Raw genomic sequence first — 20,060 nt, forward strand, 5'->3', positions numbered from 1 at the left:
GAGTAAGACACGATGCGTGATTCGACACCTTTGATTCATCCCACGGCGGTCATCGATCCCTTGGCAACGCTGGCCGACGACGTCCGCGTCGGCGCGTTTTCGCTGATCGGCGCCGATGTGGAGATCGGCGCGGGCACCGAGGTCGGGCCGCATTGCTCGATCCATGGCCCGACCCGGATCGGCCGCAATAACCGCTTCATCGGCCACGCGGCGATCGGCGGCGAACCGCAGGACAAGAAGTACGCCGGCGAGCGCACCGAGCTGGTGATCGGGCACGGCAATGTGATCCGCGAATTCGTCACCATCAATCGCGGCACCGGCGGCGGTGGCGGCATCACCGTGGTCGGCGACGACAACTGGATGCTGGCCTACACGCACGTGGCGCACGACTGCCATGTGGGCAACCACTGCGTGTTTTCCAACAACACCACGCTGGCCGGCCACGTGACCGTGGGCGACTACGTGATCATCAGCGGCTTTGCCGGCGCGCATCAGTTCTGCAGGATCGGCGCGCACGCCTTCCTGGGCATGGGCGCGCTGACCAATGGCGACGTACCACCGTTCACCATGGTCGGCAGCGAATCGCTGGGCCGCCCGCGCGGCATCAATAGTGAGGGGCTCAAGCGTCGCGGCTTCGATGCCGAGCGCATCACCGCGATCAAGCGCGCCTACCGCACGCTGTACGTCGCCGGCCTGCCGCTGAGCGAGGCCAAACTGCAGCTGGCCGAACAGGCCAAGAGCAGCGAGGACGTGCGCGGGTTACTGGAGTTCATCGAAGCGGCGGAAAGGCCGTTGTTGCGATGACGGGAATCGGGAATCGGGAGTCGGGAATCGATGCAGGCGCGCACGACGACGCGTCTGTCGTCGGCCACCCGACGGCACTGCCGATTCCCCATTCCCCACTCCCGATTCCCAGCGCGCGCGAGCGCGCTCCACGCATCGCGCTGATCGCCGGCGAAGCCTCCGGCGACATCCTGGGTGCCGGGTTGATCGATGAATTGCGCCGCCGTTATCCGACCGCCGAATTCGTCGGCATCGGTGGCGATGCGATGCGCGGCGCCGGCTGCCAGACCTGGTTCGATGCCAGCGAGCTGGCGGTGATGGGCCTGACCGAAGTGCTGCAGCATCTGCCGCGGCTGTTGAAGCTGCGTCGTGCGTTTCGTGAGCGCGTGCTGGCCTGGAAGCCGGATGTGTTCATCGGCATCGACGCGCCCGATTTCAATCTTTCGGTCGAGCGCTGGCTCAAGCAGCGTGGCGTGCGCACCGTGCATTACGTCAGTCCCTCGGTGTGGGCATGGCGCGAGAAGCGTGCGGAAAAGATCGGTGCCAGCGCCGACCTAGTGCTGTGCCTGTTTCCGATGGAGCCGCCGATCTACGCCCGGCACGGCATCGATGCGCGGTTTGTCGGCCACCCGATGGCCGACGATATCGCCTACCAGGCCGATCGCGCGGCCGCGCGCGCCAAGTTGGGCCTGTCCGCCTCCAGCACCGTGCTGGCGGTGTTGCCAGGTAGCCGGCATGGCGAAATCAGCAAGCTCGGCGATACGTTTTTCCAGGCCGCCTGGCTGGTGTCCGAACATCTGCCCAACCTGCATGTGCTGGTACCGGCGGCCAACCCTGGCTGCAAGCAATTGCTGGCCGAACAGCTGTCGCACTCGTCGCTGCCGGTGCTGCGCTCGCACCTGCTCGACGGCCAGGCACGCACTGCGATGCTGGCTGCCGACGTAGTATTGCTGGCGTCCGGCACCGCCACCCTGGAGGCGATGCTGGTCAAGCGCCCGATGGTGGTCGGCTACAAGGTCGCCCCGCTCACCTACCGCATCGTCAAGACGCTGGGCCTGCTCAAGGTCAACCGCTACGCGCTGCCCAATATCCTGGCCAACGACGATCTGGCGCCCGAGCTGATGCAGGACGACTGCACCCCGGAGCGCCTGTGCGTGGCCCTGCTGGACTGGTTCAAGCACCCGGAGAAAGTCGCCGCGCTGCAGCCGCGTTATCTGGCCCTGCACGCAGAACTACGCCGCGACGCATCGGCACGCGCGGCCGATGCGGTGGCCGGGCTGCTGACGCAGCCGGAATCGGGAATCGGGAATCGGGAATCGGCAGGAGCCGGGCCATGAAGCGGTCAAGCTCTCACAGTGCCATTGTCGTTCCGACGGCGCAGGACGCGCTCTTCCACGATTCCCCAATCCCGATTCCCGATTCGCGCTTGATTGCCGGCGTGGACGAAGCCGGCCGCGGCCCGCTCGCCGGCCCGGTTGCGGTGGCTGCGGTGGTGTTCGACCCGAGCAAGCCGCGCATCAACGGGCTGGACGATTCCAAGCAACTGACTGCCGAGCGGCGTGAGCAGTTGTACGCGCGCATCGTCGAGCGGGCGCTGGCCTGGTCGGTGGTCTTGATCGACAGCGAAGAGATCGACCGCATCAACATCTACCAGGCCACCATGCCGGGCATGCGCCGCGCGGTGGAAGGGGTGGCGCATGTGGCCGGGTTCGCGCGTATCGACGGCAACCGCGTGCCCAAAGGGCTGCCCTGCCCGGCCGAGGCCTTGATCGGTGGCGATGCGCTCGATCGCGCCATCATGGCCGCCTCGATCGTGGCCAAGGTCACCCGCGACCGTTTGATGCATGAGTTGCACGCGCAGCATCCCGAATACCGCTTCGACCAGCACAAAGGCTACGCCACGCCGGTGCATCTGGCCGCATTGCAGACGCACGGGCCCTGCCCGCAGCATCGCCGCAGTTTCGCACCGGTGCGGCGTGCGCTGGGAATCGAGACCGCCGCCCCGTCGAACTGGGACGTGCCCTGCGTGGCCCCGGCCGATGGCCTGCTGCTGGCCGACTGACTGACCGCAGTCCAGGGGACCTGGCCCGGTATCGGTGCCATCCATCCGCGCACATGCGGCCCGCTTCGGCCGTGGCTTCGCGCAGCGAGCGTTGCGCTCGCGCAGCCCCGCACGCACCCCGATCCGCGCAATCGCCATCGCTGCGCTCCACGCAGCTAGCCGAACCCTGAATCGGCTGCACCGGCCAGCCCCCGTGGCGTCTGGCCGCGGCCCCGCGCCTGCGCTGTCAAGCCTTGTTCGGCCCGGCCACGGTCGCTACCCTGACCGCGCATTATTCCGGTCTCGCATGTCCACTTCCCGCTTCGTCCATCTGCACGTCCACACCGAGTTCTCGCTGGCGGATTCCACCATCCGTGTGCCCGAGAAACCGGATCAGGCTGACCCGAAAAAGGCCAAGCAGGCCAACCTGCTGAGCCGCGCGGTCGAACTCGACATGCCCGCGCTGGCGGTCACCGACCTCAACAACCTGTTCGCGCTGGTCAAGTTCTACAAGGCCGCCGAAGGCGTGGGCATCAAGCCGATCGCCGGCGCCGACGTGATGATCGCCACGCCGGACATGACGCCCTGGCGCATGACCCTGCTGTGCCGCGACCGCGAAGGCTACCTGAGCTTGTCTCGGCTGCTCACCCGCGCCTGGATGGAAGGCCACCGCCCTGAAGGCGGCGTGGCCATCCACCCCGAATGGCTGCAGAGCGGCCACGCCAACCTGTTCGCCCTGGCCGGCCGCGACAGCCTGGCCGGGCGTCTGTTCGGCGAAGGCCGCGCCGATCTGGCCGAGCAGCAGCTGGCCGACTGGCAACGCGTGTTCGGCGATGGCCTGCACCTGGAACTCACCCGCACCGGGCGCGAGGGCGAAGAACGCTTCAACCAGTTCGCCCTGCATGCGGCCGGTGTGCGCGGGCTGCCGGTGGTGGCCAGCAACGATGTGCGCTTTCTGTACGCCAGCGACTTCAATGCGCACGAGGCGCGTGTGTGCATTTCGTCGGGCCGCGTGCTCGACGACCCCAAGCGCCCGCGCGAGTACAGCGACCAGCAGTACCTGAAGTCCAGCGAGGAGATGGCCGCGCTGTTCGCCGACGTGCCCGACGCGATCGACAACACCCACGCGCTGGCGCAACGCTGCAACATCGAGATGCGCCTGGGCACCTACTTCCTGCCCGCCTATCCGGTGCCGGAAGACGAGACGCTGGACAGCTGGATCCGCAGCCAGGCGCGCGACGGTCTGGCCGCGCGCCTGGAAAAAAGCCCGATCGCACCCGGCAAGACCCGCCAGGATTACGTGGACCGGCTGGAATTCGAGCTGGACACCATCATCAAGATGGGCTTCCCCGGCTACTTCCTGATCGTGGCCGACTTCATCCAGTGGGGCAAGAACCAGGGTATTCCGATCGGCCCGGGCCGCGGTTCCGGCGCCGGCTCGCTGGTGGCCTGGGCGCTGCAGATCACCGATCTGGATCCGCTGCCGTACAACCTGCTGTTCGAGCGCTTCTTGAATCCAGAGCGCGTGTCGATGCCCGACTTCGACATCGACTTCTGCATGGATCGCCGCGACGAGGTGATCGACTACGTGGCGCGCAAGTACGGGCGCGAGCGGGTCAGCCAGATCATCACCTACGGCACCATGGCGGCCAAGGCGGTGGTGCGCGACGCCGGGCGCGTGCTCGGCTTCACCTATGGCCTGGTCGACAGCGTGGCCAAGCTGATCCCCAACATCCTGGGCATCACGCTCAAGGATGCGATGGGCGAAGGCAAGGATTCGGAGATGGCTTCACCGGACCTGATCCAGCGCTATCAGGTCGAAGACGACGTGCGCGACCTGATGGACTTGGCGCGCCAGCTCGAGGACCTCACCCGCAACGCCGGCAAGCACGCCGGCGGCGTGGTGATCGCGCCCGAGCCGCTCTCCGAGTTCTGCCCGCTGTTCGCCGAACACGACGAGGGCGGACGCGGCAAGAATCAGGTCACCCAGTTCGACAAGGACGACGTCGAAGCGGTTGGCCTGGTCAAGTTCGACTTCCTCGGCCTGCGCACGCTGACCATCATCGATTGGGCGGTCAAGGCGATCAACGTGCGCCATGCGCGCGCCGGCATCGACCCGGTCGACATCACCACGCTTCCGCTCGACGACGTGCCCACCTACAAGGGCGTGTTCGCCTCGGGCAATACCGGCGCGGTGTTCCAGTTCGAATCCTCAGGCATGCGCCGCCTGCTCAAGGACGCGCGCCCGGACCGTTTCGAAGACCTGATCGCGCTAGTGTCGCTGTACCGCCCCGGCCCGATGGACCTGATCCCGGACTTCAACGCGCGCAAGCACGGCCAGCAGGAGATCATCTACCCGGATCCGCGCACCGAGGCCATCCTCAAGGACACCTACGGGATCATGGTGTACCAGGAGCAGGTGATGCAGATGGCGCAGATCGTCGGCGATTATTCGCTGGGCGGCGCCGACCTGCTGCGCCGCGCGATGGGCAAGAAAGTGCCGGCCGAAATGGCCAAGCACCGCGAGATCTTCCGCGAGGGCGCCGCCAAGGGCGGCGTGAGCGCGCACAAGGCCGACGAAATCTTCGACCTGATGGAGAAGTTCGCCGGCTACGGCTTCAACAAGTCGCACGCGGCCGCCTACGCGCTGGTCAGTTACCAGACCGCCTGGCTGAAACGGCACTACCCGGCCGAGTTCATGGCCGCCACGCTGTCCTCGGACATGGACAATACCGACAAGGTGGTCGGCTTTCTCGATGAGGTGCGCAACCTCGGCCTGACCGTCAAGCCGCCGCGTGTCAACGAATCGGCCTACATGTTCGAGGCCGCCACCCCGGACACGATTCAATACGGCCTGGGCGCGATCAAGGGCGTCGGCCAGGGCGCGTGCGAGGCGATCATCGAAGAACGCCAGCGCGGCGGCCCCTACACCACGCTGCTGGATTTCTGCACGCGTGTGGGCACCGCAAAGCTCAACCGGCGCACGCTGGAGGCGATGGTCAATGCCGGCGCGATGGACGGCCTGGGCAAGAACCGCGCCTCGCTGATGCTGCAGCTGCCGGAGGTGATGAAAGCCACCGAGCAGATGGCGCGCGAGCGCGCCTCGGGGCAGAACTCGCTATTCGGCGGCGCCGATACCAGCGCACCGGCGCTGCGTCTGGACCTGCCCGAAAGCAAGGAATGGCCGCTGGGCCAACTACTCACCGGCGAGCGCGAAACGCTGGGCTTCTATCTCAGCGGCCACCCGTTCGACCCGCACCGCGACGAAGTGCGCGAGCTGGTCGGCTGCGATCTGGGGTCGCTGGAAAAGATTCTCGCCTCGCAACAGCGTGGCGGCGGTGGGGGCGGTGGCGATGGCGAAAAACGCGCCTGGCGCCCGGAAATCAGCGCCATTCTCGCTGGCCTGGTGGTCGGCGTGCGCCGCAAGGGCGACAGCCAGGTGTTCGTGCAACTGGAAGACGGCCGTGGCCGGGTCGAGTGCAGCGCGTTCTCCGATGCGATGGCCGAGTTCGGGCATCTGCTCACCCGCGACCGCATCCTGATCGTCAAGGGCGGCCTGCGCGAAGACGAATTCAACGGCGGCTACAGCCTGCGCATCCGCCAGTGCTGGGATTACGAGCAGATCTGCGCCGAACACGCGCAACGGCTGTCGCTGCGCCTGGACCTGCGCGAAAAACAGGCCTGGAAGCGCATCGACGCCCTGCTGGCCAAGCACCGCCCCGGCAAGACGCCGCTGCGCCTGGACCTGCTGCTGCGTGCCCAAAGCGGCGGCGTGGCCGGCATGCTCGACCTAAACGGCAGCCATTCGGTGCGCATCGACCAGCATCTGATGGACAGCCTGCGCGCCGACCCGGCAGTGCGCTCCTTGAAGATCAAGTACAGCCCACCGTGGGCGTGAGAATGGGGAATCGGGAATGGGGAATCACAAAGGCGAGGCAGCCATCCGGCCTGCTTTGATTCTCCATTCTCCATTCCCGATTCTCCCAACCCCACCGTACGGGTCCGGCAGACGCATTCGGCTACACTTCCCGCCTTACGTTGACGACACCACTGCATGAATCCTAACTACCTCGACTTCGAGCAACCCATCGCCGATCTGGAAGCCAAGATCCAGGAACTGCGCAAGGCCAGCACCGGCCCTGCAGTCAACGTGGACACCGAAGTGCGTGCGCTGCGCGACAAGCTGCGCATACGCACCGCGCAGATCTTCCGCGACCTCTCCGCCTGGCAGGTCTCGCAGCTGGCGCGCCACCCGCAGCGCCCGTACACGCTGGACTACATCAACACCATCTGCGACGAATTCCAGGAACTGGCCGGCGACCGCGCCTATTCCGACGACAAGGCGATCGTCGGTGGCCTGGGCCGCATCAATGGCCGCCCGGTGGTGATCATCGGTCACCAGAAAGGCCGCGACACCAAGACCAAGGTTGCGCGCAACTTCGGCATGCCGCGCCCCGAGGGCTACCGCAAGGCGCTGCGCCTGATGAAGCTGGCCGACCGCTTCCGCCTGCCGCTGCTGACCTTTATCGACACCCCGGGTGCCTATCCTGGCATCGGCGCCGAAGAGCGCGGCCAGTCCGAAGCGATCGCACGCAACCTGCTCGAAATGGCCGAACTGAAAGTGCCGGTGATCTGCACTGTGATCGGCGAAGGCGGCTCAGGCGGCGCGCTGGCGATCGGTGTGGGCGACCGCACCCTGATGCTGGAATACGGCACCTATTCGGTGATTTCGCCGGAAGGCTGCGCCTCGATCCTGTGGAAGGACGCCGCCAAGGCCAAGGACGCCGCCGAGCAACTCGGCCTCACCGCCAAGCGCCTGAAAGGCCTGGGCCTGGTCGACAAGGTGATCCGCGAGCCCACCGGTGGCGCGCATCGCAATCCCGAGCAGATGGGCAAGCGCCTGAAAGCGGTACTGCTCAACGAGCTGGACGCGCTGGAAAAGATCCCGGTCGACGCCCTGCTGCAGCAGCGTTACGAGCGCCTGCGCAGCTACGGCGCCTACGAAGGCAATTGATCGGCGGTTGACTCACGATGGCGCAGAGCGCGCCATCGCACCGCCAGGCACGCATGAAAAGGATGTCCGCACAATGAGCCCGCTGCTGCTTTTATCGCTGGTGTTACAGGCCGCCTGCTGCGTGCACGTGGTCCGCAGCGGCCGCCCGCTGTACTGGATCTTCATCCTGCTGGTGTTGCCTTTTCTTGCGACGCTGGTCTATATCGTGGTGGCGGTGATTCCGGATCTGCGCAACGACCCGACCGCGCGCCGCGGTTTGCGCAAGGTGCGTCAGCGCATCGATCCGCAACGCGAACAACGCGACGCTTCGCGGCAACTGGATGTGGCCGACACTCCGGAAAACCGCCGTCGGCTCGCGCAGACGCTGCTGGAACAAGGCGACTACACGCGTGCGGCAGAGCTCTACCAGGGCGCGCTGCGTGGCATCTACCGCGACGATCCAGACTTGATGCTGGGCCTGGCCAAGGCGCAGTACGGGCTGGGCCAGGCGGCGGAAACACGCAAGACCCTGGACGCATTGATCACCGCCAATCCCAACTACCGTTCGCACGACGGGCATCTGCTGTATGCACGCGCGGTCGAGGACAGCGGCAGCATCGACGAGGCGCTGCACGAGTACGAGACGCTTGCGCAAGGCTATCCGGGCGAAGAAGCACGCGTGCGCTATGCGCAATTGCTGCTGCGCGCTGCGCGCCAGCAGGAGGCCAAGGCCATCTTCGAGCAGGTGCTGCGGCATGCGGCCGCCTCGCCCAAGCATTACCAGCGCGAACAACGCGCCTGGATCGACATCGCACGCAAAGGTCTGAGCGAGCTGGGCGTCGACGCGTAATTGCAAACTGACCCAATCACCCTGCGACGGCCAGCGCCTCTGCGCACGCCGTCTGTTCGTCAACAGCGCTCAAAACGGCTTGGCGAGCACCAGCCAGATCACGCCGACCAACAAGAACACCGGCACTTCGTTGAACAGCCGCAGCGCGCGGCCGCTGGGCACGGCGCGCCCCTGGTCCACGCCCTTCAACCAGCGCCCGGACACGATGTAGTGCGCCAGAATCAGCGCCACTGCAAAGAGTTTCGCGTGCATCCAGCCTCCAGCCACCATCGTCGGGAAGTCAGGAATCACCCGATAGCCTTGCCACAACACCGCACCCAGCACCAGCGCCAGACCCAGCATGCTGTGGCCGAACTTGTAGAGGCGACGCCCCATCAGCACCAGGCGCGCACGCACCGCGGGCTCTGCTCCGGCTTCGGCGATATTGACCAGGATGCGTGGCAGGTAGAACACCGCGGCCATCCAGGCGATGACGAACAACAGGTGGAAGGTCTTGATCCACAGATACAGGGTCATGGGCTGGCTTCGCTGGCTGGCGTAGGATGGCCCGCATTTTCACCTATCCGCTTGCGCGAAAGCACATCCGTCCATGCATCAGCCCCACGACAAACAGTACGACGCCCACTATTTCAGCCGCTGGTATCGCGATGCCGGCCTAGCCGACCCGGCGCGCCTGCGACGCAAGGTCGCACTCGCGGTGAGCCAGGCCGAGTACTACCTGGAGCGCCCGATCCGCAGCGTGCTGGATATCGGCTGCGGCGAGGCCGCGTGGCGCGCGCCGTTGTTGGCGTTGCGGCCAAAGCTCAGTTATCTGGGTTTCGACAGCAGCCCCTATGCAGTGCAGCGCTACGGGCGCAGCCGGCAGATCCACCCTGCCCGCTTCGGCGATTTCGCCTGGCTGCGCCCGTGCGCACCGGTGGATCTGTTGATCTGCTCGGACGTGCTGCATTACGTGCCCACGCGTGAGCTCAATCAGGGCCTGCCCGGATTGGCCGAGATGTGCGCGGGCGTGGCGTTTCTGGAGACGTTTGCGCAGGAGGATGCCTTCGAAGGCGATCACGATGGTTTTCAGCCGCGGCCGGCGCGCTGGTATCGGCGCCGCTTCGCCAGCGTGGGCTTTGCGGCGCTGGGGTCGCATTGCTGGTTGTCGCCGCAGTTGGGTGGAGAGACCTCTGCGTTGGAGCGCGGTTGATTGGATGTGGCGGCTGCAGGTGAGGCGGTACGTGTGGCTTCGCCCCGTACCCTCACCCCAACCCCCGCTCCGTGCCCCGGCCCGCGCTTGCGGAGCTGTCCCTTCTCCCATCGGGAGAAGGTGCACCGCAGGGGCGGATGAGGGTACGGGCGAAGCCTAGTGGAGTTCGAGTGCATGTGGCTTCGCCCGTACCACTCCCAACCCCTCTCCCAGGGGGAGAGGGGCTTTATAGTCCCGCTACGAATTCGACCTTCCGGCAATGCGGCGGCTCAAAGATCACAATTAGCGACAGATACGTCGCCTACGCCTGCCATATCTCCTATGACAACCTCTACCGTCCGCAGCCCCATTAAGGTGCAAATGCGCCAAAGCGGGTATGCTGCGTGGCAGCAAAGCCGCACGGATGGGTGGAATGCTTTATCAACTGCACGAGCTAACCCGCAATCTGCTAGCCCCTTGGGTGCATCAGGCCCAGGCGAACGCCAAGATGTTCTCCGACCCCGACAGTCTGTGGGCCTCGCTCCCGGGTGCCGAACGCATGGCGGCCAGCAATGAGCTGTTCCACCGCCTCGGCAAGGAATACGAAAAGCCCGCCTGGGCGCTCGACGATGTCGAGGTCGACGGCCACTCGCTGCCGATCATCGAACGCGAAGTCCTGAGCAAGCCGTTCTGCCGCCTGCTGCGCTTCAAGCGTTTCAGCGACCATGTCGAGCTGATTGGCACGATGAAGCAGCAGCCCGCCGTGCTGGTGGTGGCCCCATTATCCGGCCACCACGCCACCCTGCTGCGCGATACCGTGCGTACCCTGCTGCGCAACCACAAGGTCTACGTGACCGACTGGGTCGACGCGCGCATGGTGCCGCTGGAAGCCGGCGCGTTCCGGCTCGAGGACTACATCAGCTACATCCAGGAATTCATCCGCCACATCGGCGCCGACCGCCTGCATGTGGTGAGCGTGTGCCAGCCCACCGTGCCGGTGCTCGCGGCGGTATCGCTGATGGCCACCAACGATGAGCCCACGCCGCGATCGCTGGTGATGATGGGCGGGCCGATCGATGCACGCCGCAGCCCGACCCAGGTCAACAACCTGGCCACCGAGAACGGCATCGAGTGGTTCCAGAACAACCTGATCCACACCGTGCCGTTCCCCTATCCGGGGCATGGCCGGCAGGTTTATCCGGGCTTCCTACAGCACGCCGGTTTCCTGTCGATGAATCCCAACCGGCACGTGATGTCGCACTGGGATTTCTACACCGATCTGGTCAAGGGCGACCTGCAGGATGCGCAGGCGCACCGGCAGTTCTACGACGAATACAACGCCGTGCTCGACATGCCGGCCGAGTATTACCTGGACACGATTCGCGTAGTGTTTCAGGACTTCTTGCTGCCGCAGGGCAAGTGGAAAGTGGATGGTCAGTTGGTGAAGCCATCGGCAATCCGCAACACCGCGCTGCTCAGCATCGAGGGCGAACTGGACGATATCGCCGGCCTCGGTCAGACCGAAGCGGTGCACGATCTGTGCACCGGCATCGATGCTGCGCATCGCCGTCATCTGGTGGTGGAAGGCGCCGGCCATTACGGCATCTTCAGCGGCCGTCGCTGGCGCGAAGTGGTGTATCCGCAGGTGCGCGAATTCATCGGCCGCTACGACGCAGACCCGGTCGGCAGCCGCGATCCGGCCACCGTCACCCCGATCCGCAAGCGCGGCAAACGCGCTTGATCAGGTGAAAAAAAGCGCCTTGATCGATCTCGATCAAGGCGCTTTTTTATGGGCAGATTCTTGGTTCAAGCGAAGACAGAGTACTGCGTGGTCACGCGGTCGCGTGCGCGGTGTCCTCGCCGCCCGCGGGACACGCCGCAAGTACGTCCATGTAGGCTCGGTGGCGGCCTCCATGCCGCCACACGGTCCCGCAAGCGGCGAGGACATCGCACCAGAGAGTCAGCCGATTGCTTTGTTGAAAACATGCACACCCACCATCTCGACAGGCCCTTGCCCGCCCACCGTCGCGGGACCTTACGCGGCATGGATGCCGCGTAAGAGCCTACACGGACGTACTCGCGGCGTGTCCCGCGATGGTGGGCGGGCAAGGGCCCTGCAGCAGACCCGAAGATCGTCGGCTCTACAAGCGATCTATCCGCACTGTCCAACTACTCAAAGCCAATCAATCTTTCGATTCGGTGCGTCGTCGTAGGTGCAGTCAAATGCTTAGGTCAAAAGCCTGGTTAGTCGAGCGCGCGGTGCCCTCGCCGCTCGCGGGACACGCCGCAAGTACGTCCATGTAGGCTCGGTGGCGGCATCCATGCCGCCACACGGTCCCGCAATCGGCGAGGACACCGCACCAGAAAGTTAGTCGGCTGCTTTGTTGAAAGCCTGCCTGTTGATCGCGTTGCGTTGCGAAGCTGATCGGACGCGCAGTTATCCAGACAGCGCATGTCATGCCTTGCTTGCAACCATGCATACCGACCATCTCGACTGGTCCTTGCCCGCCCACCGTCGCGGGACCTTACGCGGCATGGATGCCGCGTAAGAGCCTACATGGACGTACTTGCGGCGTGTCCCGCGAGGGTGGGCGGGCAAGGGTCCCACAGCCAAGCCACAGATCACCCGCTCTGCAACTGATCTATCCGCACTGTCCAATCACTTCCACGACAACCGGGATTTCAAGTCGTAGCGTCTTTCAGGTTCTGCACTGCAGACCACGCGGTACTGCAGCGATCACAGCCGCGTGTCGCACAACTCCCAATCACGCAGTGCATTCAACTTTCGCCACTTTTGACCAGCAAGTGCTTGGCGAACATGCCATGCAACTTGCCGAAGGCGCGTGCCAGATGCAGCGTGACGAATAGCAGCAGCACGCCGACGACGAACGACGGCAGCGTCAGCCAGGGGCTGGTGACATCCACGCCATCCCAGGTCAGCACCGCCGTGTTGTCGAACAACAGTGCCAACGGTGAAGCGGCTAACCCCAGCGACAGCGACAACAAGGTGGTGAACACGCTGAAGTAAATAATGCCCAACGGCAGCATCAGCAGGAAGTACAGCATCGTGCTCCAGGTGCGCGCATCGGTGAACATCGCGCCGATGCGTTGCAGCCAGCCACCTTGCGGCCCGGGATGGGCGGGACGACGCGGCATGCGCACACCGAGCAGCGTCTCCACCACGCGGCCTTCCACCAGCGAAAGCACGCGCACCGACCCGAAAAACAGTACCAGCAGCGGCACACCGATGATCAGGATCAACAGGCCCGCCGACAGACTCGCGCCGGTCACCACCCAGGTGAAATAGAACACCCCGGTGACCAGCGACAGCAGCATGTAGAACAATGCGCCGTACGTGCGCGGGTCGGCCGCGACGCCGAAGAACCTGCCCACCCAGGAACTGCGTTTGGGCGGTAGCGGCGGACGCAGTGCGCGCGTCACCGTCACTTCGGTCTCGCGATAGATCTCGGCCACTTCATCCGGCGCGCCGTAGCTGCTGGCCACGCCGGCGATCACCTCGGCCTCGCTCTTGCCAGCCTGCTCGGCCAGTTCGGCGCGCAGGTATTCCTCGGCGTCGTAGAGTGCGTCCTGGATCATCGCCGGGTCCGCGCCGGCCAGGGCCTGGCGCAACTGGGTCAGGTAATCGGGAATGGTGGTCGGCAACGGACGTGTCTGCGCAATGGTCGTCGCGGGTGAGTCCCCTCCAGCACTGAATCAACGGAATCGCGGGTGGCGCGCCAGGCGGCGGTCCAGTCGCGCAGGCAATCACGCCCGGTTTGGGTGATGCGGTAGTAGCGCCGCGGCGGACCGGACGCAGAAGGCTCGACGTGGCTCTGCAGCAGCCCTGCCGCTTCCAGATTGCGCAGCACCGGATACAGCGCACTCTGCTTGCCGCTCAGCACGCCATCCAATCGCTCCAGGCGCTTGGCGATCAGGTAGCCATACAGCGGCTCGTCGGCCTGCGCCAGCACTGCCAGCAACGCCAGCGACACGGTGCCGGCGCTCAGTTCTTTCTGAAATTTTCGTAGGTGGGCATCCGGCTCGGTCATCGCCATCTCCACTAGGTTGAAGGCAATGCTAGTGTGGAGTTAGGTATAGCGGATGTGCTGTTAGTCATGGAGGCGGGATGCGTCATTCGGGATTGGGAATTCGCAAAACACACCGACTTGAATTTTTCTTGCATCGGTTTAAGCGAACTGAAGCGGAATTGGCAGGCCAATCAATACGCTGCTTTTGCAAATCCCCAATCCCGAATAGCAAATTCCGGCGCATGTGCTTAGAACCATTGGGTTACTCCCTTTGCGGCAGCGCTCCACTACAGTCATGGCCCACTGAGCCGATACAGCTCGCTCAGGCGACTCACTTTTAGATAGGGCGACACGATGCGACTTGCGCGTTTGGCACGGCCGGCCATGGCCGACACTTCCTTTGGGACCACCCGGTGCCTGTGCCTTGCGATCGGGTTATCGCTGCCGGGACTGGGGTTTGCGCAGGCGCAGACGGCGCCGGTCAATGCCGAACAGACCCAGCCCGAGCCGGCCAAGGCGCCAGCACCTGCCAAACCGGCAGCGCCCGCTGCATCCAAGGGTTACCCGCTCGAAGCGCAGGGTTGGGGTGCCAAACAGGGCGGCAATATGTGGCAGGTGCGCTGGGTCGAAGACTGGTCGTATCTGAAAGATCCGTCCAAGCGCAAGAGCCCGTTCGATCCGCTCAAGTACATCCCGCTCAGCGAATCCGGCGATGTCTACGTGTCGCTCAGCAACGAGCTGCGCGTACGCAGCAACACCATCACCAATCCCGGCCTGATTCCGGGCAGCCATTCGCAACAGCAGTATCTGTTCCGTGCATTCTTCGGTGCCGACTTCCATGTGGGCGAGCACTTCCGTCTGTATACGGAACTGGCGCACGGCAGCCTGGATGGGCGCAACGAAGGCGCCAAGACCGGTACCCAGGAAAACAACGCGATCCTGCAGCAGGTGTTCTTTGACGTGAAGGGCAACATCGGCGGCGCCGACACCGGTCTGCGTGTGGGCCGTCAGGTGTTCGTCGACGGCCCGACCACATTGATGGCGTTGCGCGACAACACCGATATCTTCGTGACCTTCAACGGTGTGCGCGCCTGGGCGATCGGCGAAAAGACCCGTGTGGACGTGTTCGATTTCAACTTCAATCTGGATGGCACCGAAGGGTTGGGCGACGATCGCATCGACCGCTCGCGGCATTTCCGCGGCGTGGTTGGCGGGTATCGCCTGCCGACCGCCAAGCCGATGTATCTGGAACCGTTTTTCTACCAGTTCCGCAACGACAATCAGCTGTGGGGCCGCCAGACCGCCGAAGAAAACCGGAATTACTACGGCCTGCGCCTATGGGGCAATGTGGGCAAGCTGCGCACCGATTCGTTCGTGACCGTGCAGCGCGGCAGCTTCGGCGGACGCGACCTGCGCGCGTACATGGCCAGCACCTCCAACGCCTGGACGTTGAGCGACAGCGGCTGGAAGCCACGTGTGGGGTTTCATAGCGAAATCGCCTCCGGTGGCGGCGGTACCTCCGGCACCGGCACCTTGCGCAACAACAATTTTCTCTACGGCAACACGATCTATTTCAGCTGGGCGACGTTCTTCGGCCCGGTCAACCTGGTAACTGCCGCGCCAACGCTGATCTTCTCGCCCACGCCCAAGCTCACCGTGAACCTGGAGTGGGAAACCTTGTGGCGCCAGACCACTAGCGATGCGATCTACAACAACCAGGCGCGCGCCTACGCACGCACGCAGAGCACCGGCGAGCGGCGCATCGGCACCATGCCGCGCATCAACGCGACCTGGAACATCGACCCGAACTGGTCGGTGACCTTCCGCGCCGAGCACCTGATCGCCGGCCCCGCGCTGACCAAGGCCGGTTACGGCGATTCGACCTTCGTGATGGGGTGGTTGAATTTCCGGTTCTGAGCAAGCGGTACGGTCCCGATCGTTGTTCTGAACTGATCTGCGCCCTGCAATCGGACGCGATGAATGTGTCGGTTGTTATAGCGGCTGATCTGCGGCTTGGCTGCAGGGTCCTTGCCCGCCCACCATCGCGGGACACGCCGCAAGTACGTCCGTGTAGGCTCTTACGCGGCATCCATGCCGCGTAAGGTCCCGCGACGGTGGGCGGGCAAGGACCAGTCGAGTTGATCGGTGTGCGCAGCTTTCAATAAAACAGCCAGCAAACCTTCTGGTGCGGTGTCCTCGCCGCTTGCGGGACCGTGTGGCGGCATGGATGCCGCCACCGAGCCTTATCTGTTCGGAATCTGGCAGTTTAGGTGTCGAGAGCCGGCGTGGGCCACCGTGAGAGCCTGGATCTCAGCGATCGTCGTGTAGCTTGGTACCCACGCCGGATTCTCCCTTGATTCGCCCGAACAGTTGCCCGAGGTGACACTCGAAACGATAAGACTGGGCAAGCGAGGGAGCTCTCGACATTTCTAGCCTAGCGGAGATTTCCCATGAGCGGAATCGGGATCGATGTGTGCAAACACTCTCTTGACGTTGCGGTTTTTCGAGGCCAGACCCGTCAGTTCACCAACACCGCAGGCGGTCATCGGAAGCTTGTCGATTGGCTGAATACGCTGTCGGTGCGGCAGGTGGTGCTGGAGGCGACCGGGGGCTACGAGCTGGCAGCGCTGGATGCCTTGCATCACGCCGCATTGCCGGTGGCGCGCGTCAATGCGCAACGGGCACGCAACTTGGCCAACGGTTTGGGACTGGCCAAGACCGACCGGCTGGACGCCGCCATGTTGGCCTGCATGGCCGAGAAGATGGAGCTCCATCAGTATGTTCCACTGGAACCATGGCAGCGCGATCTGGGCGAGCATGTGCGTGCCCGTCGGCAACTGGTGGATCTGTTGAAAACAGCAAGGCAGCAGCTGCAGCAGGTTGCGGAAAAGCGCTGCGCAAGCTGCTGCAGGGCAACGTGAACCAGCTTGTGCGCAGTGTGGCGCGGTTAGACAAACTGATCGCCGGGCAGCTGAAGACGCTGCTCACCGAGCAACCGCACCTGGCTGCGTTGAAGACGCTCAAAGGGGTCGGTCCGGTGCTGCTGGCCGTGCTGGCGTGCCGGTTACCAGAGCTTGGGACGCTCAGCGGAAAGCAGATATCCCGATTGGTTGGCGTTGCCCCGCTCTCGCGCGACAGCGGCGCGATGCGAGGTAAACGGGGGATTGGCGGAGGCCGAGCCGACATCCGACAGGCGCTGTATATGGCGGCCATGTCCTCAGCTCGGCACGAGCCACGTCTGCGCGATTTTTACAGAGCGCTGCGGGCACGCGGCAAGGAGGGCAAGGTCGCCCTTGTGGCGGTGATGCGCAAGATGCTGGTGATCCTCAATGCGCGCGTGCGCGATGAAAGAGCCGCCATGAAGCCCGCCTGAGCGCATTTGACGGCCATGCGCAAACGCAAAAGCGTGCCGGCCAGCGGCCGGCACCTACCGATGGACGCACCCGAAGGAAACCGATCGAAGGCCGCGAATCGGGGTCCTGATCAACACAGTTGCTACATGGACGTACTTGCGGCGTGTCCCGCGAGCGGTGAGGGCACCGCGCGCTCGACTAACCAGGCTTTTGACCTAAGCATTTGACTGCACCTACGACGACGCACCGAATCGAAAGATTGATTGGCTTTGAGTAGTTGGACAGTTCGGATAGATCGCTTGTAGAGCCGACGCTCTTCGGCTTGGCTGCAGGGCCCTCGCCCGCCCACCGTCGCGGGACACGCCGCAAGTACGTCCGTGTAGGCTCTTACGCGGCATCCATGCCGCGTAAGGTCCCGCGACGGTGGGCAGGCAAGGGCCAGTCAAGATGGTCGGTGTGCAGGGTTTTCAATAAAACAGCAGGCAAACTTTCTGGTGCGGTGTCCTCGCCGCTTGCGGGACCGTGTGGCGGCATGGATGCCGCCACCGAGCCTCCAGGGACGGATTTACGGCGTGTCCCGCGAGCGGTGAGGGCACCGCGCACTCGACCGACTCGGTTTTTGACTGCATCTAAACGCCACTAACTCCGTTTGATCGATATCGCCGCCGGCTCAGGCGGCCGCTTGCTGCCGGCCAGCGGCCACTGATCTTCCACCACATTCTCCTCGCGCCTGGCGTATTGACGCAGCTGCATGCTCAAGCCATCGGCACCGGGCTGGAGTGGTCGCGCTTGTCCGCGCAGCGCTGGCGGCAAGCCGGCAAGGCGCTGCTCCAGTGTCTGCGCATTATTGGAATGATCGCGTAACCACAGCACTGCCGACAGCGCGCGCAATGCGGCCGCGGTGTCCTGGAGCTTGTGCTGATAATGCGCATAGTCAGGGCGTGCCATACCCGCCAACAGACACCCCACCGCATTGGCAATACACCCCATCGACATAGTGTCCGGTACTGGAATCATTGCCTGCGGCACCGCTTGATCCTGCGCCAGCAAGGTCCGCACCGGCGCGCTACAAGCCCAGGTATAGGTCGGCGCCATCAGCGCACGGGTGCGCTCGTGGTCGAGCAGACGCAGCGACAACTGTTCGTCCCAGGACAGGTCGGTTGCCGGGTCCTTGCGAACCTCTGTCTCGAGCATCGACAGCACCATCTGCGATTCACCGTGCAATGCGTTGCACAGCGAGACCTCATCGACCGCAAGCGGCGCGAATGCAGCGAGGCATTGCGCGGGTAATGGATGCTTTGCAGGCAGCTCGGCCAGCATTTCAGCAAACAGATGCGCGTTGGTACGCAGCATCGCCGCGCCAACCATCGGCATGATGAGGTTGTCGCCGCTGCGCAGCAGTACCCGCGCAACCCGTGCATCGGCGCAGACGCCCGCCAGCGCCTGCTCGGTGCGTCCTTGGACGAAGTCCAGCGCGTTGCTGGTCATCGACAGCTTGAACCGCGGCAGTGTCGGTAACGGGGCGGTGGCGCTGGGCGGGAACGGGCTGCGGTAATCTGCATAGCCGGCAAGATCGCGCAACGTGATCAACTGCGGCCTCTGTGCGGCCAGCGCGTCGGCATAGGCTTGCGGCCGTTGACGCACTCGATCCAGGCACCCGTCATAGCGCATACACAGTTGCGGGGCCGACGCAGGCCAATCCGGCCGGCGTGGATAGCGTGTGGCGGCGCTTTGCAACAGCATGCCGGCGGGCAAGCCTTCGAACCGCTGCACATCCTGCGCAAGCAGCGCTTCACGCTGTGCATCCGGCACCGCGTACGGCAACGACCATAGCGCGACAAACATGTTGCGCCCACGCAAGGGCAGCGGCGGTTGACGCAGTTGCGCCAATGCCTGGCGTTGTGCCGCAGGAATCGGCCAGCGCGCGGAGATCGCGTACAGGGCCACCAGCAGGGCAACCAGAATGCAGAGCCCCAGCAGGGCCGACTTGAGGAATCTGGCGAGCATGCGTTTGCAACCTTCCGTGGATGAACTGCGCCATCTTAGAGCGGCCGACACCGACTCACGCGTGCCATAACGCAGATGCGCACTTGCCGTCTCCCGGGCGAACAAGCACCGCCTCGGGTCTGCACCGGACCCGGCCGAGTGCCTACAATGCGCGGATGTCCGAATCCCCCACTCCGCATCCCCGCCCTTCCCTGCAACGGGTCTTTCTGACCGGTTTGCTCACCCTGCTGCCGGTCTGGTTGACCTGGGTGGTGGTGAAGTTCGTGTTCTCGCTGCTCTCTGGCATCAGCAGCCCGTGGGTGGTGCCGTTGTCCGAACGCATCGCCGCCTCGTTCCCCGACTATCTGGGCTGGATCAAGGCGCTGTGGGTGCAGAACACCATCGCGCTGATCGCCACCGTGGGCGTGATCCTGTTCGTCGGGATCCTGAGCCGGCGCGTGATCGGCCAGCGCCTGTTGCGCTGGTTCGAGGCGATCATGCGGCGCATCCCGTTGGCCAGCGTGGTCTACGACAGCGCGCGCAAGTTGCTCGACATCCTGCAGACCCAGCCCGGCAGCACCCAGCGCGTGGTGCTGATCGACTTCCCGCACCGCGACATGAAGTCGGTGGGCCTGGTCACGCGCGTGATCAAGGAACAAGGCACCGGCCGCGAGCTGGCGGCAGTGTATGTGCCGACCACCCCCAACCCGACCTCCGGCTATCTGGAGATCGTGCCGGTGGAGTTGCTCACGCCGACCGACTGGACCGTGGATCAGGCAATGAGCTTCATCATCTCCGGCGGCGCGGTGGCGCCGGAGTCGGTGCCCTTCACCCGTACCGCGGATCGCTAACGCC

At 64.5% G+C, this 20,060-nt stretch carries 14 protein-coding genes and 1 pseudogene; 11 read left to right on the forward strand and 4 right to left on the reverse strand.

The features are described 5' to 3' along the window. The first annotated feature begins 12 nt into the window (after positions 1-12). The 6 genes from lpxA to NDY25_RS03105 all read left to right on the forward strand — a co-directional run bounded on the left by lpxA (position 13) and on the right by NDY25_RS03105 (position 8,667). Positions 13-804: an acyl-ACP--UDP-N-acetylglucosamine O-acyltransferase gene (gene lpxA, locus NDY25_RS03080; RefSeq protein ID WP_168959392.1), complete on the forward strand. Its 792-nt coding sequence runs from the start codon at positions 13-15 to the stop codon at positions 802-804. After that, positions 801-2,120, forward strand: a complete 1,320-nt coding sequence (lpxB, locus tag NDY25_RS03085) for a lipid-A-disaccharide synthase (RefSeq protein ID WP_218974109.1) — start codon at positions 801-803, stop codon at positions 2,118-2,120. Before lpxA ends, lpxB begins: the two co-directional genes overlap by 4 nt. After that, on the forward strand, positions 2,117-2,845 hold the full coding sequence (locus NDY25_RS03090) for a ribonuclease HII (RefSeq protein ID WP_256627761.1): 729 nt from the start codon (positions 2,117-2,119) through the stop codon (positions 2,843-2,845). The genes lpxB and NDY25_RS03090 overlap by 4 nt, the downstream gene beginning before the upstream one ends. 286 nt (positions 2,846-3,131) lie before the next feature. Continuing rightward, positions 3,132-6,722 (forward strand): DNA polymerase III subunit alpha, encoded by a 3,591-nt coding sequence (gene dnaE / locus NDY25_RS03095; protein WP_168959394.1) that lies wholly within the window; start codon positions 3,132-3,134, stop codon positions 6,720-6,722. Positions 6,723-6,878: 156 nt separating this feature from the next. After that, complete coding sequence (locus NDY25_RS03100) at positions 6,879-7,838, forward strand: acetyl-CoA carboxylase carboxyltransferase subunit alpha (protein WP_023903424.1); 960 nt, start codon at positions 6,879-6,881, stop codon at positions 7,836-7,838. 73 nt (positions 7,839-7,911) lie between these two features. Further along, positions 7,912-8,667: a tetratricopeptide repeat protein gene (locus NDY25_RS03105; RefSeq protein ID WP_168959395.1), complete on the forward strand. Its 756-nt coding sequence runs from the start codon at positions 7,912-7,914 to the stop codon at positions 8,665-8,667. 69 nt (positions 8,668-8,736) lie between these two features. On the opposite strand, the gene NDY25_RS03110 is transcribed toward NDY25_RS03105, so the two are convergent. Then, entirely contained in the window at positions 8,737-9,183 is a 447-nt protein-coding gene (locus NDY25_RS03110) for a CopD family protein (protein WP_168959396.1), read from the reverse strand. Positions 9,184-9,256: 73 nt separating this feature from the next. Here NDY25_RS03110 and NDY25_RS03115 point away from each other — a divergent pair, with 73 nt between their 5' ends. Both NDY25_RS03115 and NDY25_RS03120 read left to right on the forward strand, forming a co-directional pair. Continuing rightward, positions 9,257-9,859 (forward strand): methyltransferase, encoded by a 603-nt coding sequence (locus NDY25_RS03115; RefSeq protein WP_168959397.1) that lies wholly within the window; start codon positions 9,257-9,259, stop codon positions 9,857-9,859. Between the two features lie 376 nt (positions 9,860-10,235). Continuing rightward, positions 10,236-11,579: a polyhydroxyalkanoate depolymerase gene (locus NDY25_RS03120; protein WP_162498260.1), complete on the forward strand. Its 1,344-nt coding sequence runs from the start codon at positions 10,236-10,238 to the stop codon at positions 11,577-11,579. A gap of 1,037 nt (positions 11,580-12,616) precedes the next feature. Here the strand turns inward: NDY25_RS03120 and NDY25_RS03125 are convergent. Continuing rightward, positions 12,617-13,519 carry a sensor domain-containing protein gene (locus NDY25_RS03125; protein WP_256627966.1) on the reverse strand — a complete coding sequence of 301 codons (903 nt, stop codon included), beginning with the start codon at positions 13,517-13,519 and terminating at the stop codon, positions 12,617-12,619. Beyond that, positions 13,474-13,887, reverse strand: coding sequence for a PadR family transcriptional regulator (locus NDY25_RS03130; RefSeq protein ID WP_256627762.1), 414 nt, complete (start codon positions 13,885-13,887; stop codon positions 13,474-13,476). The genes NDY25_RS03125 and NDY25_RS03130 overlap by 46 nt, the downstream gene beginning before the upstream one ends. Before the next feature lie 333 nt (positions 13,888-14,220). Between NDY25_RS03130 and NDY25_RS03135 the strand changes: the two genes are divergently transcribed. Beyond that, positions 14,221-15,783, forward strand: coding sequence for an alginate export family protein (locus tag NDY25_RS03135; RefSeq protein ID WP_168959400.1), 1,563 nt, complete (start codon positions 14,221-14,223; stop codon positions 15,781-15,783). Positions 15,784-16,316: 533 nt separating this feature from the next. Beyond that, a pseudogene (locus tag NDY25_RS03140) lies at positions 16,317-17,239 on the forward strand (IS110 family RNA-guided transposase). Positions 17,240-17,858: 619 nt separating this feature from the next. On the opposite strand, the gene NDY25_RS03145 reads toward NDY25_RS03140, so the two are convergent. Next, positions 17,859-19,226, reverse strand: coding sequence for a hypothetical protein (locus tag NDY25_RS03145; protein ID WP_168958382.1), 1,368 nt, complete (start codon positions 19,224-19,226; stop codon positions 17,859-17,861). Between the two features lie 155 nt (positions 19,227-19,381). Between NDY25_RS03145 and NDY25_RS03150 the strand changes: the two genes are divergently transcribed. Next, positions 19,382-20,056: a DUF502 domain-containing protein gene (locus NDY25_RS03150; protein WP_023903330.1), complete on the forward strand. Its 675-nt coding sequence runs from the start codon at positions 19,382-19,384 to the stop codon at positions 20,054-20,056. Positions 20,057-20,060 lie beyond the last annotated feature (4 nt).

The organism is Xanthomonas hortorum pv. pelargonii (assembly GCF_024499015.1).
Lineage (GTDB): Bacteria > Pseudomonadota > Gammaproteobacteria > Xanthomonadales > Xanthomonadaceae > Xanthomonas > Xanthomonas hortorum_B.

Bases quoted from the DNA above. Each gene is read 5' to 3' on its own strand.
- lpxA (WP_168959392.1), top strand. From the start codon at position 13: ATGCGTGATTCGACACCTTTGATTCATCCCACGGCGGTCATCGATCCC.
- lpxB (WP_218974109.1), top strand. From the start codon at position 801: ATGACGGGAATCGGGAATCGGGAGTCGGGAATCGATGCAGGCGCGCAC.
- NDY25_RS03090 (WP_256627761.1), top strand. From the start codon at position 2,117: ATGAAGCGGTCAAGCTCTCACAGTGCCATTGTCGTTCCGACGGCGCAG.
- dnaE (WP_168959394.1), top strand. From the start codon at position 3,132: ATGTCCACTTCCCGCTTCGTCCATCTGCACGTCCACACCGAGTTCTCG.
- NDY25_RS03100 (WP_023903424.1), top strand. From the start codon at position 6,879: ATGAATCCTAACTACCTCGACTTCGAGCAACCCATCGCCGATCTGGAA.
- NDY25_RS03105 (WP_168959395.1), top strand. From the start codon at position 7,912: ATGAGCCCGCTGCTGCTTTTATCGCTGGTGTTACAGGCCGCCTGCTGC.
- NDY25_RS03110 (WP_168959396.1), bottom strand. From the start codon at position 9,183: ATGACCCTGTATCTGTGGATCAAGACCTTCCACCTGTTGTTCGTCATC.
- NDY25_RS03115 (WP_168959397.1), top strand. From the start codon at position 9,257: ATGCATCAGCCCCACGACAAACAGTACGACGCCCACTATTTCAGCCGC.
- NDY25_RS03120 (WP_162498260.1), top strand. From the start codon at position 10,236: ATGCTGCGTGGCAGCAAAGCCGCACGGATGGGTGGAATGCTTTATCAA.
- NDY25_RS03130 (WP_256627762.1), bottom strand. From the start codon at position 13,887: ATGACCGAGCCGGATGCCCACCTACGAAAATTTCAGAAAGAACTGAGC.
- NDY25_RS03135 (WP_168959400.1), top strand. From the start codon at position 14,221: ATGCGACTTGCGCGTTTGGCACGGCCGGCCATGGCCGACACTTCCTTT.
- NDY25_RS03145 (WP_168958382.1), bottom strand. From the start codon at position 19,226: ATGCTCGCCAGATTCCTCAAGTCGGCCCTGCTGGGGCTCTGCATTCTG.
- NDY25_RS03150 (WP_023903330.1), top strand. From the start codon at position 19,382: ATGTCCGAATCCCCCACTCCGCATCCCCGCCCTTCCCTGCAACGGGTC.